Source organism: Blautia sp. MCC283, from assembly GCF_018785565.1.
GTDB lineage: Bacteria > Bacillota > Clostridia > Lachnospirales > Lachnospiraceae > Blautia_A.
Genome location: NZ_WQQB01000017.1, coordinates 1 through 17,431, shown reverse-complemented (window position 1 = coordinate 17,431; position 17,431 = coordinate 1). Strand labels below are relative to the sequence as shown.

The window sequence follows — 17,431 nt, the reverse complement described above, 5'->3', positions numbered from 1 at the left end:
ATAAAAAGAAAGGTGGACATAAAAAATGACAACAGCAAACACAAATGAAGACAAACTGATCCTGGGAGGCCATGAGTTTACTTCCCGTTTTATTCTTGGTTCCGGAAAATTTTCCCTGGATCTTGTAAAAGCATGTATCGAAAAAGCAGGAACACAGATCGTAACACTTGCTCTGCGCCGTGCAAATGAAGGCGGACTTGCCAACATCCTGGACTATGTGCCGAAGGACGTTACACTTCTTCCGAATACATCCGGTGCCAGAAACGCACAGGAGGCAGTCCGCATCGCAAGACTTTCCCGTGAGCTTGGCTGCGGAGATTTTGTAAAGATCGAAGTCATCCATGATTCCAAATATCTTCTCCCGGATAACTATGAGACCATCAAAGCAACTGAGATCCTTGCAAAAGAAGGCTTTGTTGTCATGCCGTACATGTATCCGGATCTGAATGCAGCCAGAGATCTGGTAAACGCAGGAGCTGCCTGTGTAATGCCGCTTGGTTCTCCGATCGGTTCTAACAAAGGAATCTGCACAAAAGAATTCATCCAGATCCTTATCGACGAAATCGATCTTCCGATCATCGTAGACGCAGGGATTGGCCGTCCATCACAGGCATGTGAGGCTATGGAAATGGGTGCTGCGGCAGTTATGGCAAACACAGCCATCGCAACAGCAGGGGACGTCCGTGTTATGGCGGAGGCTTTTAAGAAAGCCATCGAGGCAGGAAGAAGTGCATATCTTTCCGGTATGGGAAGAACTCTGGAGAGAGGTGCAAGTGCATCCTCACCGCTGACCGGATTTCTGCATGAATAAAATAGTTTAGAGATAATAAAAGTGCGAGAGGAGCGACATAACAACAATGGCAGAAACAGTACAGGTCAGTCAGCAGGACGGCCATTTTAATGAGAGTATCGTAAACGAAGAAATTCTGGAAGACATGAAAAAGAATCGTATCGACCACATGAAGTACCTTCCGGATATGGAACAGCTGGAAGAGTCTGATGTGATGGATCAGGTTATTTCCGCAATGAATGCATATGATTATGACAAATACACAGAAGCAGATGTACGCAGAGCCCTGGCCCATGACAACCGTACACCGGAAGATTTTCAGGCACTGCTTTCACCGGCAGCACTGCCTCTTCTGGAAGAGATCGCACAGGCAGCGCGGATCGAAACAAGAAAACATTTTGGAAACAGTGTCTGTATGTTTACACCGATCTACATTGCAAACTACTGCGAAAATTACTGTATTTACTGTGGATTTAACTGCCACAACAAGATCCGCCGTGCACAGCTGAATGAGGAAGAGATTGAGAAGGAAATGGCAGCTATTGCAGAAACCGGCCTTCAGGAAATCCTGATCCTTACCGGTGAAAGCAAATCCAAATCCAATGTAGAATATATCGGAAAAGCCTGCGAGATTGCCCGGAAATATTTCAAGGTGGTAGGTCTTGAAGTGTATCCGATGAATTCTGATGAGTATGCATATCTTCACAAATGCGGTGCAGATTATGTAACTGTTTTCCAGGAGACCTATAATTCTGATAAATACGAAACCCTGCATCTGGCAGGCCATAAGAGGATTTTTCCATACAGATTAAATACACAGGAGCGTGCACTGAAAGGTGGCATGCGAGGTGTTGGCTTTGCAGCTCTTCTGGGACTGGATGATTTCCGTAAAGATGCTTTTGCGACGGGATATCATGCATACCTTCTGCAGAGAAAATATCCACACGCAGAGATTGCTTTTTCCTGCCCGAGACTCCGCCCGATCATCAACAATGACCGGATTAATCCGAAGGATGTCCATGAACCACAGCTTCTGCAGGTAGTCTGTGCATACCGTCTGTTTATGCCGTTTGCAAGTATCACCGTATCCACCAGAGAGTGCGAGCGTGTCCGTGACAACCTGGTAAATATCGCAGCAACCAAGATTTCTGCAGGTGTCAGCACAGGAATCGGAAGCCATGTGGAAGACATCGAAGATAAAGGTGATGATCAGTTTGAGATTTCAGACGGAAGATCCGTGGATGAAGTATTCAATGCCCTGAAAGATCACGGTCTGCAGCCGGTAATGAACGACTACATCTATCTGTAAAAAGAGATAAGGTCACACAAGTGCATAGATGACTGCACAGCCAACAGGGGATAACTTCTGTGGAATATGTGGAAAACCACTCGCCTGAAAGAACGATTTTCCTGGGCGGGTGTGGATAACTGTTTCAGAAAAATAAATGCAGAAAGATTTTTGTCAAACAGAGGGGAGTACTGGGAGAATTTGTTGGATTCACAAGGCTGATGACGTTTTCACATATACTCCCGGAACAATAAAATACGATGCAAAAATCAACAAAAACAACATAATATCGGCCGGAATCAGATATAAAAACCTGTGAAATCCGCAAAAACACCCCTGTTTCTGAAAACTGCTGAAAACGGTTTCTAATCTAACAGTTTTCATATGGACTTACTCATGTTTATAATAGCCCCAACAACAAAACACGAGGCAAAACACAGGAGGTAAGTATTATGAAAAGAAAATGGAAATCAGCAGTAGCAGTTCTTGCAGCAGTAGCAGCGACCGGAAGCCTTACAGGTGTGACAACATATGCGGCGGACAGCGTCAGCATCACCAATGTATCCTACGATCCGACCAGAGAACTTTATGAACAGTACAATAAGATATTCCAGGAACACTGGAAAGAAAAAACTGGACAGGACGTGGATATCACGCAGTCCCATGGAGGCTCCGGCAAACAGGCACTTGAAGTTGCCAACGGACTGGAAGCAGATGTGGTAACACTGGCACTGGAATATGATGTGGACGCGATCCAGGATGCAGGGCTTATCGATGACGGATGGGTAGATGAATTTCCGGAAGACAGTTCTCCCTATACTTCAACCATCGTATTCCTTGTAAGAAAAGGAAATCCCAAGAACATCAAAGACTGGGATGATCTGGTAAAGAAAGACGTAGGTGTGATCACACCAAACCCGAAAACCTCCGGCGGAGCAAGATGGAACTATCTGGCAGCCTGGGCCTATGCAAAAGATAAATATAACGGAGACGAGGATAAAATTAAAGAATTCATCGGAGATCTTTACAAAAACGTACTTGTCCTGGACACCGGTGCCAGAGGTGCAACAACCTCTTTTGTAGAAAACGGACAGGGAGATGTACTGATCGCCTGGGAAAACGAAGCATATCTTTCCGTAAAAGATTATCCGGACGACTACGAGATCGTAACACCAAGCATCAGCATCCTTGCACAGCCATCTGTAGCAGTAGTCGATAAAGTCGTAGACAAAAGAGGCACCAGAGATGTGGCAGAGGAATATCTGAATTATCTCTATTCCGATGAAGCACAGAGGATCGCCGGTGATAATTATTACCGTCCGTCAAACCAGGATATTCTGAAGGAATACTCCGATGTGTTTGACCTGGACATCAATCTTGTTACCATTGATGATTTCGGTGGATGGAAAAAGGCACAGGAAACGCATTTCTCAGATGGAGGAATTTTTGATCAGATTTACGAAGGATAGACAGCAGAAGATATAGTTGGACACAATAACACAAAGAAGCTGCAGAACAGTGAAAAAACAGAGTCTGCAGCTTCTTTTATGTAAATATGATGTGCCTTTTGCGACTGGAAAATCTGTACCTGATATATAGCAGCTGTCAACATCACATGCAGCTATGGATCTTCCGGTCTGCAAAATAACGGCAGAGGGGGCAATGTGAATCACAAGGGATCAGGCATGGCTTCCTTCGGTCAGGGAACAGCCGTCCATTATACGGATCCCGTTTATGACATCCAGATAAGTGTCATACATTTCCTTCCATTCATCAGAGGCGTCCTTGGAGTACTGGCTGATGGTGGACAGAAGATCGTATTTTTTGCCGTCGACGGTTTCGATACGGCCGAGATAGCCCTGCCATACACTGTCCAGAGGCTGGTCTTCGCCATCGTAATATCTGGCTTCCAGAGTCAGTACAGGAACATCCTCATTGTAATAAGTCAGTTTATATCCACCATTTTCGGTTTCGGTTGTTTCATAATGGCAGAGATATTTCCAGCGCTCCGGAGTGAGGACCTGGAAGTAATCTGTCATGGCCATATCCACACGCTCTGCGTAAACGAAATCTATGGATTTGATCAGCTCTGTGGCTTCCTTTTCGGCGGCCTTATCATAGGTGTCTGACGGAGTCAGGACAAAAAGTCCGAATGTATAATCGTCAGTCTGGCATACAAGAGCATCTACATTTTTTTCTTCTTCGTTGACTTCGGTTAAGTATTGATATTTCGTGGCAGGATAAGATTCAAAGGTAAGATCCTTTTTGGTGATGATCTCACCCTTTACCGGATAGTATTCTGCCAGAAAACCCTTCAGGGAAGAATCCTCCAGAGAGGAGTTTGGTACTTTTAAAACAAAGGCAGTGCTTTTTCCGCCATTTACGGAACGCTGTTCGAAATAACCTTCTTTTTCGGGCATGGATTCTCTGATCGTATCATCGGCAGGGAATCCAACCCGCATATGAAGCTCGCCACGCTTTTCCGATTCAGAGGATTCTTCTGCGTTTGTATCGGAAGAGGAATTTGGGTATGAAGAATCGGAATCCTGCGAGGAGGAGTTTCCACTGGTATCGGAGGATCCTTCTGAAGAATCTCCGGAGGAGGAATCAGTTTCAGAATCGGAATATTCCTGAAGATTGCCGTAGTCATCAATATAATATTTATCTCTGGAGCCAATATATGTGGTTCCGGTGGCATCTTCCAGCCACACACTGCCGTCCTCATAATAATAATGAGGCTCAAAATAACCGTCCTGTTCGGTCCAGCCGGCATCGTTGCCTTCCATCAGTTCACCGGAATCCGGGTCAGGGGCATAATTACCTTCCCCGATATATTCATCCTCGGAACCATTGCGGTACCAGTAATCTCCGTTTTCATCCTGCCAGATGTACTGACCGTCATCGGTTGGAGGGTCAGAAGCGAGGACCGGGACTGCAGATATGGAAAGAGCGATCGCGCCTGTTAAAAGAACTAAGATTTTTTTATGCATAGGCACCTCCTGATAAATTGCGCAGCAGTTATTCAGTTACTGTCCACGGATCATAAATTTTTACAAAATAAAAAGGATCTGTTTGTTAAGTATATTGTAACAGACAGATCCTGATATCCGGAAATGTGAAGAAAAAGAGACATTTACCGGCAGGTAAAAAGATATCCCTTCCCATAAACCGAGACAATGTCATATTCATCGGTATCTTCGGCACCGATCTTGGTCCGGAGGTTAAAGATATGCCGCCGTACCGTGCTGGTATCTGTTCCTGCACAGCTGCCCCATACCGCTTCGTAGAGCTCCTTTGCAGAAAAAATCTTCTCCTGGTTTTCTGCAAGGAGACGCAGCAGAGAGAATTCGGTCCGGGTAAGGCCTGTGTCGGCATTATTGAGATATGCATGGCCGTCCGAAAGATCCAACCGCAGGCTGCCGATGGTGATCTGACGGGAGGACTGAAATTTTTCTTTTATTTTTTCTTCCATTCGTTTCTGGCGTTCCAGAAGCATCTGGATCACGGCCAGAAATTCATCGAAATTATAAGGTTTGGTGAGATAATAGTCGCCTCCCTGCTGAAGTCCTTCTACCCGATCCCGGATATCACTTTTTCCGGTGAGAAAAAGAACCGGATTCATGGTTTTTTCGCGGAAGCGGCGGCAGATATCCAGACCGTTTCCGTCAGGAAGCATAATATCCAGGATCAGAAGATCCGGCAGATTTTCATCAATTTGATGATAAGCCTCAGCGGCTGTCTGTGCGGTGCGGACATCATAACCGCGGCGCCGCAGCATCCGGCAGTTTGTATTCAGGATCTGTTCTTCATCCTCGACCATGAGGATGTGTGGTTTGTTTTCAGTCATTTAAGATTCCTCCTCCGGAAGGGAAAAGAACACGCGGGTACCTTTGCCTTCTTCACTTTCTATCCATATTTTACCGCCATGGGCAGTGATGATCTGATGACAGACATAGAGGCCTATGCCGTGCCGCCAGTAATCCTTATCAGCGGAAACATAACCCTTGAGTGCGTTTTTTCGCATTTCTTCTGACATGCCGGTTCCGGTGTCGGAGACGCAGATGGTCTGCCAGCCCGGTTCGCCGGTAAGAGAAATGGTGATGGTTCCGTTTTGGGTGTGACGCTCTGCATTGGAGATCAGATTGGTGACAACCTGGATCAGTCGTTCCGGGTCTGCAGAGATTTCCGGGAGGTTGGGCTGTATCGTAAGGACCAGCTGGTTATTCCCGGGACTTGGATGACTGCTGAAATCTTTTTCCACAGAATGTAAAAGTGCTCCCAGATCTGATGGTACAAGGGAAAGGGCAAGCCGTCCCTGCTCAATGGAAACGGTATCCATAAGATCCAGCACAATCCGGTCAATCCGCATTACTGATTGTTCGATGGTGCGGAGATTTTCCTGCATAAGAGAGAAATCCAGAGGATCTTCCTCAAGGAGCTCGGAGGTGTCACGGGCGTGGAGAGCGATGGAGTTCAGAGGATTTTTGATCTCATGGGCAACGGTGGTCAGGAAGGTGGACTTGGCATTGTCAAGGGAACGAAGCCGCTGGTTCTGTTCCTTAAGAAGGATCTGCTGCTGATTGTATTCTTTCAGATGAAAATAGAGAACAATGCCGCAGACAATACTTACAGAGACAAATGCCAGGAGTACATCTGCCAGCCGGTCTTTTTCCGTTGCAAAAGGAGTCACACTGTCCGGAAAATGGTACGCAACCAGACACAGTCCCATATATAGGACAATCTCCAGAAGAGAAACGATCAGAGCACGCCATTTTTCCAGCATCAGCACAGTGAAGATAATGGCAAACACGAAGAATGCCGGCATGCCGCCATGATATCCGCCGCTGGTAAAAAACATGATCGGAAAAACAATGAGAAAGATCAGGACAATGGTGATCAGGTAACAGCGCTGATATTTCCCACTATAATAGGAATAAAGAAAAAGTCCTCCGGATATGACAACCAGTGCGAAGTTGATCAGCACATTTCCCCAGGAGCCGGTCCCGAAACTGAGAAAAGCCATGATCAGACTGATAATGGTGCCACCGGAGGCGAGGATGTTGAACAGCCGGACACGGAAATCCAGGGTGGGGCTGAATAATGAGTGGAAAATATCTCGGAGTTTCAGATTTATATGGATAGAGATCACCTCCTGATAAAATTAGAAACGGTTATTCGATGCAGAGTTATGTAGCGAATGCGGATTGCAGATATCCGCCTGATCCGGATCTGAGATTCTATAAGTATAATTTCATTGTACCATGTCAGCCCTTTCTTTTGTATCAAAAAAAATGCAATTAATCCATATTTCCTATTGACATACTATGAATACTAGGTTAAGATAAGTGTCAACAAAAGAAAGGGAAGAGGCTATGAACGAATACGGCTTTAATACAGGACTGCTCCACGGCACCAATGAGAAATATCCGCAGGGTGCAACACAGGTTCCAATCTATCAGAGCAGCGCATTCCGACATGACAGCGCGGAAGACCTGGAGAAAATTTTTGACAATAAAAAAATGGGCTTCTCCTATACAAGGATCAACAATCCTACGGTAGAGTCCTTTGAGAAAAGAGTGACTATGCTGGAGGATGGAATCGGCAGTGTAGCATGTGCTTCCGGAATGGCGGCGCTGACCAATGCGTTTCTGAACATTCTGCAGGCAGGAGACGAGATCGTGGCAGCCTGCGGACTGTACGGCGGAACTGTGGAACTGTTTGATGATTTGAAGCCTTTCGGGATCTCCGTAAAGTACGTAAGTGAGAATAAGCCGGAAGCTTTTGAGGCAGAGATCACAGAGAAAACGAGACTTGTTTTTGCGGAGACTATCGGAAACCCCAAGTTGGACGTTACCGATATCCAGGCGGTTGCAGAAGTGGCACATAAGCATGACGTACCACTGATCGTAGACAATACGGTAGCAACCCCGTATCTGATCCAGCCACTGAAGCTTGGAGCTGACATCGTGGTTCATTCTTCTTCCAAGTATATCAATGGAAGCAGCGATGCGATCAGCGGCATTCTTGTCTGTGGTAAGGGCCTGAAATGGGACCCTGACCGATATCCGGGACTTGCTCCATACCGGAAATTCGGACCATTTGCATACATCGCCAAACTTCGAAACGGACTTTTCCGGAACACTGGCGCGTGTCTTGCTCCGCAGAATGCTTTCCTTAATAATCTGGGACTGGAAACCCTGGGACTTCGAATGCAGAGACAGTGTGACAACGCACTGGAACTTGCCAGATTTTTACAGAGCCTGGGTGGTGACATTGAAGTAAATTATCCGGGACTGGAAGAGAGCCCTTATCACGAAATTGCGAAAAAGCAGTTCAGGAATGGTTACGGAGCTATCGTAACCGTAAGAACCGGAAGCAAGGAGAAAGCTTTTTCCATTATCAATTCCCTGAAGATCCCGCTGATCATCTCCAACATCGGAGATACGAAGACACTGGTGATCCATCCGGAATCCACCATCGCGGCACACATCTCCGATGAGGAGAAACAGCAGTCCGGAGTGTTCGAAGACCTGATCCGGATCAGCGTGGGAATTGAAGACATTGAAGATTTAAAAGAAGATTTCAAACAAGCGATAGAGAGTAACAGATAAAATCGATAGCTGCACCAGCAGAGAAATGGAGAGTTCGCTATGGCAAAAGTAGATTACGCTACATTAAAAAAAGGTGGTTTCATGAGACAGAAGCAGAAAAATAATTTTTCTCTTCGTCTTGCCTGTGTAGGCGGTACGCTTACCGCAGAAAACCTTAAGAAGATTGCAGAAGTAGCTGAGAAATACGGTGACGGATATGTACATCTTACTTCCAGACAGGGAGTTGAGATCCCGTTCATTAAATTAGATGATATTGATGATGTAAAAGATGATCTTGCGAAAGGCGGATGCAAACCTGGTGTCTGCGGACCGAGAGTCCGTACAGTTACAGCCTGCCAGGGTAACGCAGTCTGTCCAAGCGGAAACATCAACAGCTATGACATTGCGGTGAAATTAAATGAGAGATATTTTGGAAGAGAGCTTCCTCATAAATTCAAATTCGGTGTTACCGGATGTCAGAACAACTGTCTGAAAGCAGAGGAGAACGATGTAGGAATCAAAGGAGCAGCACAGGTCAGCTGGAAAGAAGATACATGTATCCACTGCGGTGTCTGTGAAAAAGCCTGCAGAGAAAACGCCATCTCCTTTAAAGATGACAAGCTGGTGATCGACACAGAGAAATGTAACTACTGCGGCAGATGTGCAAAATCCTGTCCTGTAGATGCATGGTATGTAAACGAAGCATTTATCGTTTCCTTTGGCGGAACGTTTGGAAATCACATCAGCAAGGGACAGGAATTCCTTCCGCTGATCACCTCTGAAGAACAGCTTTTCAGAGTGACCGATGCAGCGATCCAGTTCTTTGATGACTATGCAAATCCGGGAGAGCGTTTTAAATTTACCATCGACCGGGTAGGCGCTGAAAAACTTCAGGAAGTTTTGAAAGGAGCATACAATGGCTGATATTAAAATTGATGATACAGTAGATATTACCGATGTAGTTTGCCCGGTAACTTTTGTAAAAGCAAAAGTAGCACTTGAGGAGCTAGACGACGGACAGATCCTGGCGATCAAAATGAACGATGGCGAGCCAGTACAGAATGTACCGAGAAGCGTAAAAGAAGAAGGACATCAGATCCTGAAACTTGAAGATAATGAAGATGGAACTTATACACTGATCGTAAGAAAAGTTGAAGAATAGGAGAACAGAGAAATGACAATCACAGTTGCAGGAAATAAAAAAGAATACGAAGACGGACTGAAACTTACAGAGCTTATTGAGAAAGAGGATATCGAAAGTCCTGAGTATGTAACCGTAACCATCAACGATGAATTCATCAGCAAAGAAGACGTTCCGAACACAGTTGTAAAAGACGGTGATGTTGTTGAGTTCCTGTACTACATGGGAGGAGGCGCAAGATAATGGCTTTTACAAATGAGCAGCTTGAGCGTTACTCCCGCCACATCATCCTGAAAGAGGTGGGAGTAAAAGGCCAGAAAAAGCTTCTGAATGCCAAGGTTCTTATCATCGGAGCCGGCGGACTTGGAGCACCGGCAGCCCTTTACCTTGCAGCAGCAGGTGTGGGAACAATCGGAATCGTAGATGCAGATGAGGTAGATCTTTCCAATCTTCAGAGACAGGTCATCCACACAACTGCAGATGTTGGCAAACTGAAAGTAGAGTCTGCGGCTGAGACTATGAAAGCCATCAACCCGGACGTTACCGTAAATACATATCATACCTTTGTAGATTCCAGCAACATCATGGATCTGATCAAAGATTACGATTTCATTCTTGACGGAACAGACAACTTTCCAGCAAAATTCCTTATCAACGATGCCTGTGTAATGGCTGAGAAACCGTTTTCACATGCAGGTATCATCCGTTTCCAGGGACAGCTGATGACTTACGTTCCGGGACAGGGACCATGCTACAGATGTGCATTCCAGAGCCCGCCACCAAAGGATGCCGTACCGACCTGTAAGCAGGCTGGTGTTATCGGAGCCATGGGCGGCGTGATCGGAAGCCTTCAGGCAATGGAAGCCATCAAGTACATCATCGGACAGGGTGACCTTCTTACAGGAAGACTTCTTACCTACGATGCGCTGAAGATGACATTCCGTACCGTAAAACTTCCGAAGAACCATCACTGCCCGGTATGCGGCGACAATCCGACCATCACAGAGCTGATCGATTACGAGCAGGCTGTGTGCGAGCTGAAACACTGATCATATAGAAGTCAAAAGTGTCTGCTGGTGCAGGCAGTATAAATAAGTATAGAAACCCATTGGAGGCTGCGAAGATAATGCTGAAATTAAAAAAAGAAGATTACGAAAAAATATTAGACCATTGCAGAAAGGGACTTCCCAATGAGTCCTGCGGCCTTCTGGGCGGGACCATTGAGGGCGATGTAAAAACCATCGAGAAGGTGTATTTACTGACAAATATCGACGAGAGTAACGAGCACTTTTCCATGGATCCGAAAGAACAGCTGAGCGCGATCAAAGATATCCGTCAGAACGGATATCAGATGATCGGAAACTTTCATTCTCATCCGGAGTCTCCGTCAAGGCCTTCCGAAGAAGACAAACGACTTGCTTTTGACCCGAACATCGAATATCTGATCCTCTCCCTTATGGATGCAGAAAACCCGGTGCTGAAGGCCTTCGGTGTAGACAAAGAAAAAAATGTAACTGTACATGAGATTCAGATAACAGAGTGATGAGTATGAAAAACAGATTAAACACAAAAGAAATTACAACGGATGTGCTGATCATAGGCGGAGGTACCGCAGGCTGCTATGCGGCGCTGGTTCTCTCAGAACAGAAAGCCGGCAGGGTACTGATCGCAGAAAAAGCAAATATCAAGCGAAGCGGCTGTCTGGCAGCTGGTGTCAACGCCATCAATGCCTACATTGTAAAAGGCCGCAAGCCTCAGGACTATGTAGATTACGCCACAAAAGATGCCGCCGGGATCGTAAGACAGGACCTTCTTCTTACAGCAGCGGAGAACTTCAACGAAGTTACCGCAAAAATGGAAAAACTTGGACTTGTGATCCTGAAGGATGAAAATGGCGATTATGTAGCCAGAGGAAACCGTAACATCAAGATCAACGGCGAGAATTTCAAACCACTTCTTGCGGATGCAGTTCATGAAGCTGAGAATGTAGATGTTCTGAATTATGTAAATATCACAGACCTTCTTGTAAAAGACGGTCAGGTTTACGGAGCCGTTGGTTTTTCTATTATGGAAGAAACCGCTTACGTTATCCGGGCAAAAGCAGTTCTTGTTGCAACCGGCGGAGCGGCTGGACTTTATAAACCGAACAATCCTGGATTTTCCAGACATAAGATGTGGTATCCGCCATTTAACACAGGTGCCGGATACGCAATGGGAATCCTGGCAGGCGCGGAGATGACATCTTTTGAGATGCGTTTTATTGCTCTTCGCTGCAAGGACACCATCGCTCCTACAGGAACCATCGCACAGGGTGTCGGCGCAAAACAGATCAATGCGGCAGGCGAGATCTACGAGACAAAATACGGTCTGACCACAAGCGAGCGAGTTTACGGAACAGTCCGGGAAAATCAGCTTGGCCATGGCCCGTGTTACCTGAAGACTACAGGGATCACGAAAGAGCAGGATGAAGATCTTCTGAAAGCTTATCTGAACATGGCACCAAGCCAGACTCTGAAATGGATCGAAAGTGGAAAAAACCCAAGTGAGCAGGATGTGGAGATCCAGGGAACAGAGCCCTATATCGTAGGCGGCCATACAGCCAGCGGCTACTGGGTAAACACAGGCCGTGAGACTACTGTGAAAGGTCTTTATGCAGCAGGTGATGTTGCAGGCGGATGTCCCCAGAAATATGTAACAGGGGCACTTGCAGAAGGAAAACTTGCAGCACTGGATATGGTGAAACAGTTTTCCGCAGGATCTCTGAAAGAAGCGGATATTACCACAGAAGCGGAGATCAAAGTTCAGGAAGAAAAAATCCTTTCTCAGTACGAAAAGTTCCGTAATGAGGATGCACCGGCATTTTCCGTTGAGGAGCTTGAGGAAGCCATGCAGAAAGTCATGGATGAGTATGCGGGAGGAATTGCTTCCAATTATCAGTTCAATGAGAAACAGCTTGACCTTGCAGATGAAAAAATCCTCAAGCTTCAGGCCCTTGCCGAAAAAACAGCGGCAGCAGATATGCATGAGCTGATGTTTGCATACGAACTTCGTGAGCGTCTCATTGTGTGCCGTTCACTGATCGCTCATCTGAAAAACCGAAAAGAGACCAGATGGCATTCTTTCAACGAAAATCTGGATCATCCGGAAACCGATGAGAAATTTTATAAATATGTAAATTCGAAACTGGAAAACGGCGAGATCAAGATCATTTTCCGTGACATTGTAAAGGAGGACACATATGAGCATACGAATTGATCAGAAAAAATGTGTTGGCTGCAGAAAGTGCAGTGAAGTATGTCCGGGAACCCTGATTGTCATGGAAGACAAAAAAGCCGTGATGAAATATCCGAAAAACTGCTGGGGCTGTGTTTCCTGTGTAAAGGAATGTAAAGCCGGTGCCATTGACTTTTTCCTTGGTGCGGATATCGGTGGTAACGGAAGTATCATGAATGTAAAAAGCGAAGGTGATATCCTTCACTGGATCATTACAAAAACAGACGGTTCCACATCCGTGATCGATGTGGATCGACGAAATTCGAATAAATACTAGAAAACAGGTGCTGCCGGTTTTGGCGGCCGGAACAGGAGGATGAGATCAGATATGAGTGGATTATCACATTTGGATGAGCTGGAAGCAGAGGCAATTTACATCATCCGTGAAGTTGCAGCAGAGTGCGAAAAGCCGGTAATGCTTTATTCTATAGGAAAAGACAGTTCTGTAATGCTTCATCTTGCGATGAAAGCTTTTTACCCAGAGAAACCGCCATTCCCGTTTCTTCATGTAAATACAACCTGGAAATTTAAAGAGATGATTGAGTTCCGTGACAAAACCGCGAAGGATCTGGGAATCGAAATGCTTGAGTACATTAATCAGGATGGTGTGAAGCAGGGTATCAATCCTTTTGACAGCGGCTCCGCATACACAGATATCATGAAAACGCAAGCACTGAAGCAGGCTCTTAAGAAATATGGTTTCACAGCTGCTTTTGGCGGCGGTCGTCGTGACGAGGAGAAAAGCCGTGCAAAAGAGCGTATCTTCTCCTTCCGTAATGCAGAGCAGGCCTGGGATCCGAAGAACCAGCGTCCGGAAATGTGGAAGCTTTATAATACGGAGATCAACAAAGGCGAAAGCATCCGTGTTTTCCCGATTTCCAACTGGACTGAGACGGATATCTGGCAGTATATTAAGAGAGAAAATATCCCGATCGTTCCGCTGTATTTTGCAAAAGAGCGTCCGGTTGTATACAGAGACGGCAACATCATTATGGTGGATGACGACAGAATGCGTCTGAACCCGGGTGAGGAGCCGCAGATGAAAAAAGTTCGTTTCCGTACTCTTGGATGCTATCCTCTGACAGGTGGTATCGAGTCTGACGCGGAGACACTGGACGAGATCATTGACGAGACTTTAAGCTCTGTGGAATCTGAGAGAACTACACGTGTTATCGATTCTGACGGCGGAGCTGCCAGCATGGAAAAAAGAAAGAGAGAGGGGTACTTCTAGGATGAGCGGATTACTGAAATTTATCACTTGCGGAAGTGTGGATGATGGAAAGTCTACACTGATCGGCCATATTCTTTATGATTCCAAGCTTTTATATGCAGACCAGGAAAAAGCCCTTCTTCTGGACAGCAAGGTAGGTTCCAGAGGCGGTGCCATTGATTATTCTCTTCTTCTGGATGGTCTGATGGCTGAGCGTGAGCAGGGCATCACTATTGATGTTGCTTACCGTTATTTTACAACGGATAAGAGAAGTTTTATTGTTGCGGATACTCCTGGTCATGAAGAGTATACAAGAAACATGGCAGTTGGTGCTTCTTTTGCCCAGCTTTCCATTATTCTTGTGGATGCAAAACAGGGTGTTCTGGTGCAGACAAGACGTCATGCGCGTATCTGCGCTCTGATGGGTATCCATCATTTCGTATTTGCTGTTAATAAGATGGATCTTGTTGATTACAGTGAGAGCCGTTTTAACGAGATCGTGAAGGATATCAATGAGCTTTCAAAGACTCTGGGTCTTCAGGATGTTGTAATCATTCCTGTCAGTGCTACAGAGGGTGATAACGTTACGAAGAAGTCTCCGAATATGCCGTGGTATACAGGAAAAGCGCTTCTGGATCATCTTGAGACTGTGGATGTTTCCGAGGCTGAGAATGTCAGCGAGTTTTATATGCCTGTTCAGCGTGTTTCCCGTCCAAACCATGAATTCCGTGGTTTCCAGGGCCAGATCGAGAGTGGCCGGGTTCATGTAGGCGATACCATCACTACGCTTCCAAGCAACGAGACAGCGGCTGTTAAGACGATCCTGGTGGGCAGCGACAACCGTGAGGAGGCTGTTGCAGGCCAGGCTGTTACCATTCAGCTGGATAAAGAGGTGGATGTCAGCCGTGGCTGTGTTCTTACCAATAATAATGAGATTCCTGTGGCAAAAGGTTTCGAGGCTACTCTTCTCTGGATGGATGATTCCAGACTTGAAGTGGGCAAGGAATATCTTGTGAAGCTTGGTACCAAGAAGATCGCAGGTGTGGTTAAGAGTATTGAGTTTAAGACGGATGTAAATACCGGAGAGCAGCTTCATGCAGATACCATTGAGAAGAATGAGATCGCTTTGTGTAAGATCGGTCTTTCTGATAAGGTTGTGCTGGATGAGTTTAAGAAGAATAAGACTCTTGGTGAGCTGATCCTGATCGATCGTGTGAGTCATATGACTTCTGCGTGTGGTGTTGTGGAGTCTGTTGATACTGAGGGTGAGAAGCCTTATTTCCAGAAGGATGATGTGAAGGTTGGCGGTTATGTTTTTGAGGAGTTTTATTTTAACCTTGAGAATGCGCTGCTTTCTAAGGCGGATAAAGAGGTTAAGACTTATCATGTAGGGGATGCTGTACCTACAGAAGGTGATAGCTTCGAGTATCCGGGTTATTTTGATATTGTATCCCTGGAGGACAATGCAGCTGTTCTTATTCGTGATAAGAAGGTGCTGGATATTATTCCGCTGGATAAGTATGCCTTTATGGGGCTTCCTGTTGTGGACGAGAGAGGTTTTGCCCTGGAGATCCGCAGTAATGATGATTATCAGCAGTTCCTGAAGGAGTTTAAGGCGGCTGATAATAAGTCGGAGTTTCATAATAAGTGGTTTAAGTTTGAGACTTACAGGAAGATTGTCTGCACGGATAATTTCTGGATGATCTAACGAAAAACTGTATCAATAACATTAAGAGGCTGCATGGGTGTGCAGTCTCTTTTTTGTTGAATTTGAAGGTTGTTGAGCCATCAGCGCTGCGCTGGATGGCTGGGAGGGTGGGCTTCTGCGGGAGGTTGTTGGTGATTGGACGGTTTGGTGGCTGAAGGGACGCCGAGGCTCAGGATACTGTCCGGTCTGCGGCTTCGTCGGGGGCTGGCTTCTAAGATGCCGAAAATCTGCTAAAACCGTTTTCCAAAAGTCCGAACTCGCTTCGCTCAAACAGCGAACTTTTGAAAAACAACGCAGATTCCCGCCATCTAAGAAGCGCACCCCTCCTGTAGAAGCAGAGCCAGCCAGTATCCTGAGCCTCGGCTGTGCATTCAGACCGGAAAGGAGAAAACAAGCCTGCAGAGGGACGGAAGCGGGCGCTGTGGCGCCCTGTCCTGGTTGTGGGGAGTATATAGATTAAATTGGTGAAGGGAAGCATTTTGAGAGAGTGGCATGTAGAAAACCAGATCGGCAAAGAGAACCATTTTGAATATCGTAGCATACAGAAGATTGGATCGGCAAAGAGCTACATCCTGAATACCGAAGAATACAGACAAGAGTCAACTGTGTTACACATCGAAGATGTAACACTGGTTTCCGTGCCCAAGAGGGTGGGGGGTGCAGGGGGAGGGCCTTCGGGCTTACGGAACTCTGAGATGGCCTTCCCCCTGCGTATTCCCGCATTACAATGCGACCCGCGTAGCCATATGCAATAAGGCAATAAACAACAGTATATACCCGTTGTTATCCCCCATCTATCGCAATACAATAAAATTAATGTAAAAAAATAAAAAAAGGTGTTGACAAAGCATATCGCCTTCCGCTATAATTAAACCTGCGTTTCGGATGAAAACACAGAAGAAATGCACTCCAATTTAATAAGAAATTATGAGTTCGGAGTCTGGAGAAGTACTCAAGAGGCCGAAGAGGTGCCCCTGCTAAGGGTATAGGTCGCTAACGCGGCGCGAGGGTTCAAATCCCTCCTTCTCCGTTATTTTTTTGAAAAAAATAAACTTTTCAAAAAAATAAAAAAACTTGTTGACAAACGCTTGCAAACATGATAAAGTAAACAAGCTGTCAGCGAGACAGAAATTCATCAAAAAAGAATTTGAAAAAAGTTGAAAAAGTACTTGACAAATGATTTGAGATGAGATAAAATAAACGAGCTGTCTGAGAGACAGAACGAAAAACCTTGATAACTAAACAGTGAAACACATACGATTCTCGAAAATTTCTTTACATTTTAAAGAACGGTTTTGACAAACCAAAAGCAGTAAAAACGAGAGATAGCCAAACGGTTGTCTTGAGTAAACGAATCAAACATTTTATCAGAGAGTTTGATCCTGGCTCAGGATGAACGCTGGCGGCGTGCTTAACACATGCAAGTCGAAC

The 17,431-nt window shown here is 45.7% G+C and carries 16 protein-coding genes, 1 tRNA gene and 1 rRNA gene; 15 read left to right on the top strand and 3 right to left on the bottom strand.

All coding sequences use genetic code 11. The annotated features are described in order from the left end of the window. The first annotated feature begins 25 nt into the window (after positions 1-25). From GPK81_RS06140 to GPK81_RS06130, 3 genes are all read left to right on the top strand, one after another. Positions 26-811, top strand: coding sequence for a thiazole synthase (locus GPK81_RS06140; RefSeq protein WP_021977211.1), 786 nt, complete (start codon positions 26-28; stop codon positions 809-811). Between the two features lie 46 nt (positions 812-857). Continuing rightward, positions 858-2,099 (top strand): 2-iminoacetate synthase ThiH, encoded by a 1,242-nt coding sequence (gene thiH, locus GPK81_RS06135; RefSeq protein ID WP_215706714.1) that lies wholly within the window; start codon positions 858-860, stop codon positions 2,097-2,099. Between the two features lie 431 nt (positions 2,100-2,530). Then, positions 2,531-3,547, top strand: a complete 1,017-nt coding sequence (locus tag GPK81_RS06130; protein WP_118170210.1) for a sulfate ABC transporter substrate-binding protein — start codon at positions 2,531-2,533, stop codon at positions 3,545-3,547. A gap of 210 nt (positions 3,548-3,757) precedes the next feature. Here GPK81_RS06130 and GPK81_RS06125 read toward each other — a convergent pair whose 3' ends face one another. The 3 genes from GPK81_RS06125 to GPK81_RS06115 all read right to left on the bottom strand — a co-directional run bounded on the left by GPK81_RS06125 (position 3,758) and on the right by GPK81_RS06115 (position 7,101). Further along, on the bottom strand, positions 3,758-5,068 hold the full coding sequence (locus tag GPK81_RS06125) for a hypothetical protein (protein WP_215706713.1): 1,311 nt from the start codon (positions 5,066-5,068) through the stop codon (positions 3,758-3,760). Between the two features lie 143 nt (positions 5,069-5,211). Further along, positions 5,212-5,925, bottom strand: a complete 714-nt coding sequence (locus GPK81_RS06120; protein WP_215706712.1) for a response regulator transcription factor — start codon at positions 5,923-5,925, stop codon at positions 5,212-5,214. Beyond that, entirely contained in the window at positions 5,926-7,101 is a 1,176-nt protein-coding gene (locus GPK81_RS06115; protein ID WP_252196614.1) for a sensor histidine kinase, read from the bottom strand. A gap of 349 nt (positions 7,102-7,450) precedes the next feature. On the opposite strand from GPK81_RS06115, the gene GPK81_RS06110 reads away from it, so the two are divergent. The 12 genes from GPK81_RS06110 to GPK81_RS06055 form a co-directional block, all read left to right on the top strand. After that, positions 7,451-8,689 (top strand): O-acetylhomoserine aminocarboxypropyltransferase/cysteine synthase family protein, encoded by a 1,239-nt coding sequence (locus GPK81_RS06110; RefSeq protein WP_118071856.1) that lies wholly within the window; start codon positions 7,451-7,453, stop codon positions 8,687-8,689. A gap of 39 nt (positions 8,690-8,728) precedes the next feature. After that, complete coding sequence (locus tag GPK81_RS06105) at positions 8,729-9,592, top strand: 4Fe-4S binding protein (RefSeq protein WP_118071857.1); 864 nt, start codon at positions 8,729-8,731, stop codon at positions 9,590-9,592. Continuing rightward, on the top strand, positions 9,585-9,830 hold the full coding sequence (locus GPK81_RS06100) for a sulfurtransferase TusA family protein (protein ID WP_015526613.1): 246 nt from the start codon (positions 9,585-9,587) through the stop codon (positions 9,828-9,830). The genes GPK81_RS06105 and GPK81_RS06100 overlap by 8 nt, the downstream gene beginning before the upstream one ends. Positions 9,831-9,842: 12 nt before the next feature. Next, on the top strand, positions 9,843-10,052 hold the full coding sequence (gene thiS / locus GPK81_RS06095) for a sulfur carrier protein ThiS (RefSeq protein ID WP_021976045.1): 210 nt from the start codon (positions 9,843-9,845) through the stop codon (positions 10,050-10,052). Then, entirely contained in the window at positions 10,052-10,858 is an 807-nt protein-coding gene (gene thiF / locus GPK81_RS06090) for a thiazole biosynthesis adenylyltransferase ThiF (protein WP_118071859.1), read from the top strand. Before thiS ends, thiF begins: the two co-directional genes overlap by 1 nt. 77 nt (positions 10,859-10,935) lie before the next feature. Then, positions 10,936-11,352 carry a M67 family metallopeptidase gene (locus GPK81_RS06085; protein WP_021976043.1) on the top strand — a complete coding sequence of 139 codons (417 nt, stop codon included), beginning with the start codon at positions 10,936-10,938 and terminating at the stop codon, positions 11,350-11,352. A 5-nt stretch (positions 11,353-11,357) separates the two neighbouring features. Beyond that, positions 11,358-13,064: an adenylyl-sulfate reductase subunit alpha gene (locus GPK81_RS06080; RefSeq protein WP_118063706.1), complete on the top strand. Its 1,707-nt coding sequence runs from the start codon at positions 11,358-11,360 to the stop codon at positions 13,062-13,064. Further along, positions 13,048-13,359: a 4Fe-4S dicluster domain-containing protein gene (locus tag GPK81_RS06075; RefSeq protein WP_015526617.1), complete on the top strand. Its 312-nt coding sequence runs from the start codon at positions 13,048-13,050 to the stop codon at positions 13,357-13,359. Before GPK81_RS06080 ends, GPK81_RS06075 begins: the two co-directional genes overlap by 17 nt. Before the next feature lie 51 nt (positions 13,360-13,410). Further along, positions 13,411-14,313: a sulfate adenylyltransferase subunit CysD gene (gene cysD / locus GPK81_RS06070; RefSeq protein WP_015526618.1), complete on the top strand. Its 903-nt coding sequence runs from the start codon at positions 13,411-13,413 to the stop codon at positions 14,311-14,313. 1 nt (position 14,314) lies between these two features. Beyond that, positions 14,315-16,000, top strand: a complete 1,686-nt coding sequence (locus GPK81_RS06065) for a sulfate adenylyltransferase subunit 1 (protein ID WP_215706711.1) — start codon at positions 14,315-14,317, stop codon at positions 15,998-16,000. 942 nt (positions 16,001-16,942) lie between these two features. Beyond that, positions 16,943-17,030, top strand: a tRNA-Ser gene (locus GPK81_RS06060). Positions 17,031-17,364: 334 nt separating this feature from the next. Next, positions 17,365-17,431 (top strand): 16S ribosomal RNA (locus GPK81_RS06055); the annotation flags it as partial.

Coding starts and splice junctions, on each gene's coding strand:
- GPK81_RS06140 (WP_021977211.1), top strand. CDS start 26: ATGACAACAGCAAACACAAATGAAGACAAACTGATCCTGGGAGGCCAT.
- thiH (WP_215706714.1), top strand. CDS start 858: ATGGCAGAAACAGTACAGGTCAGTCAGCAGGACGGCCATTTTAATGAG.
- GPK81_RS06130 (WP_118170210.1), top strand. CDS start 2,531: ATGAAAAGAAAATGGAAATCAGCAGTAGCAGTTCTTGCAGCAGTAGCA.
- GPK81_RS06125 (WP_215706713.1), bottom strand. CDS start 5,068: ATGCATAAAAAAATCTTAGTTCTTTTAACAGGCGCGATCGCTCTTTCC.
- GPK81_RS06120 (WP_215706712.1), bottom strand. CDS start 5,925: ATGACTGAAAACAAACCACACATCCTCATGGTCGAGGATGAAGAACAG.
- GPK81_RS06115 (WP_252196614.1), bottom strand. CDS start 7,101: ATGGCTTTTCTCAGTTTCGGGACCGGCTCCTGGGGAAATGTGCTGATC.
- GPK81_RS06110 (WP_118071856.1), top strand. CDS start 7,451: ATGAACGAATACGGCTTTAATACAGGACTGCTCCACGGCACCAATGAG.
- GPK81_RS06105 (WP_118071857.1), top strand. CDS start 8,729: ATGGCAAAAGTAGATTACGCTACATTAAAAAAAGGTGGTTTCATGAGA.
- GPK81_RS06100 (WP_015526613.1), top strand. CDS start 9,585: ATGGCTGATATTAAAATTGATGATACAGTAGATATTACCGATGTAGTT.
- thiS (WP_021976045.1), top strand. CDS start 9,843: ATGACAATCACAGTTGCAGGAAATAAAAAAGAATACGAAGACGGACTG.
- thiF (WP_118071859.1), top strand. CDS start 10,052: ATGGCTTTTACAAATGAGCAGCTTGAGCGTTACTCCCGCCACATCATC.
- GPK81_RS06085 (WP_021976043.1), top strand. CDS start 10,936: ATGCTGAAATTAAAAAAAGAAGATTACGAAAAAATATTAGACCATTGC.
- GPK81_RS06080 (WP_118063706.1), top strand. CDS start 11,358: ATGAAAAACAGATTAAACACAAAAGAAATTACAACGGATGTGCTGATC.
- GPK81_RS06075 (WP_015526617.1), top strand. CDS start 13,048: ATGAGCATACGAATTGATCAGAAAAAATGTGTTGGCTGCAGAAAGTGC.
- cysD (WP_015526618.1), top strand. CDS start 13,411: ATGAGTGGATTATCACATTTGGATGAGCTGGAAGCAGAGGCAATTTAC.
- GPK81_RS06065 (WP_215706711.1), top strand. CDS start 14,315: ATGAGCGGATTACTGAAATTTATCACTTGCGGAAGTGTGGATGATGGA.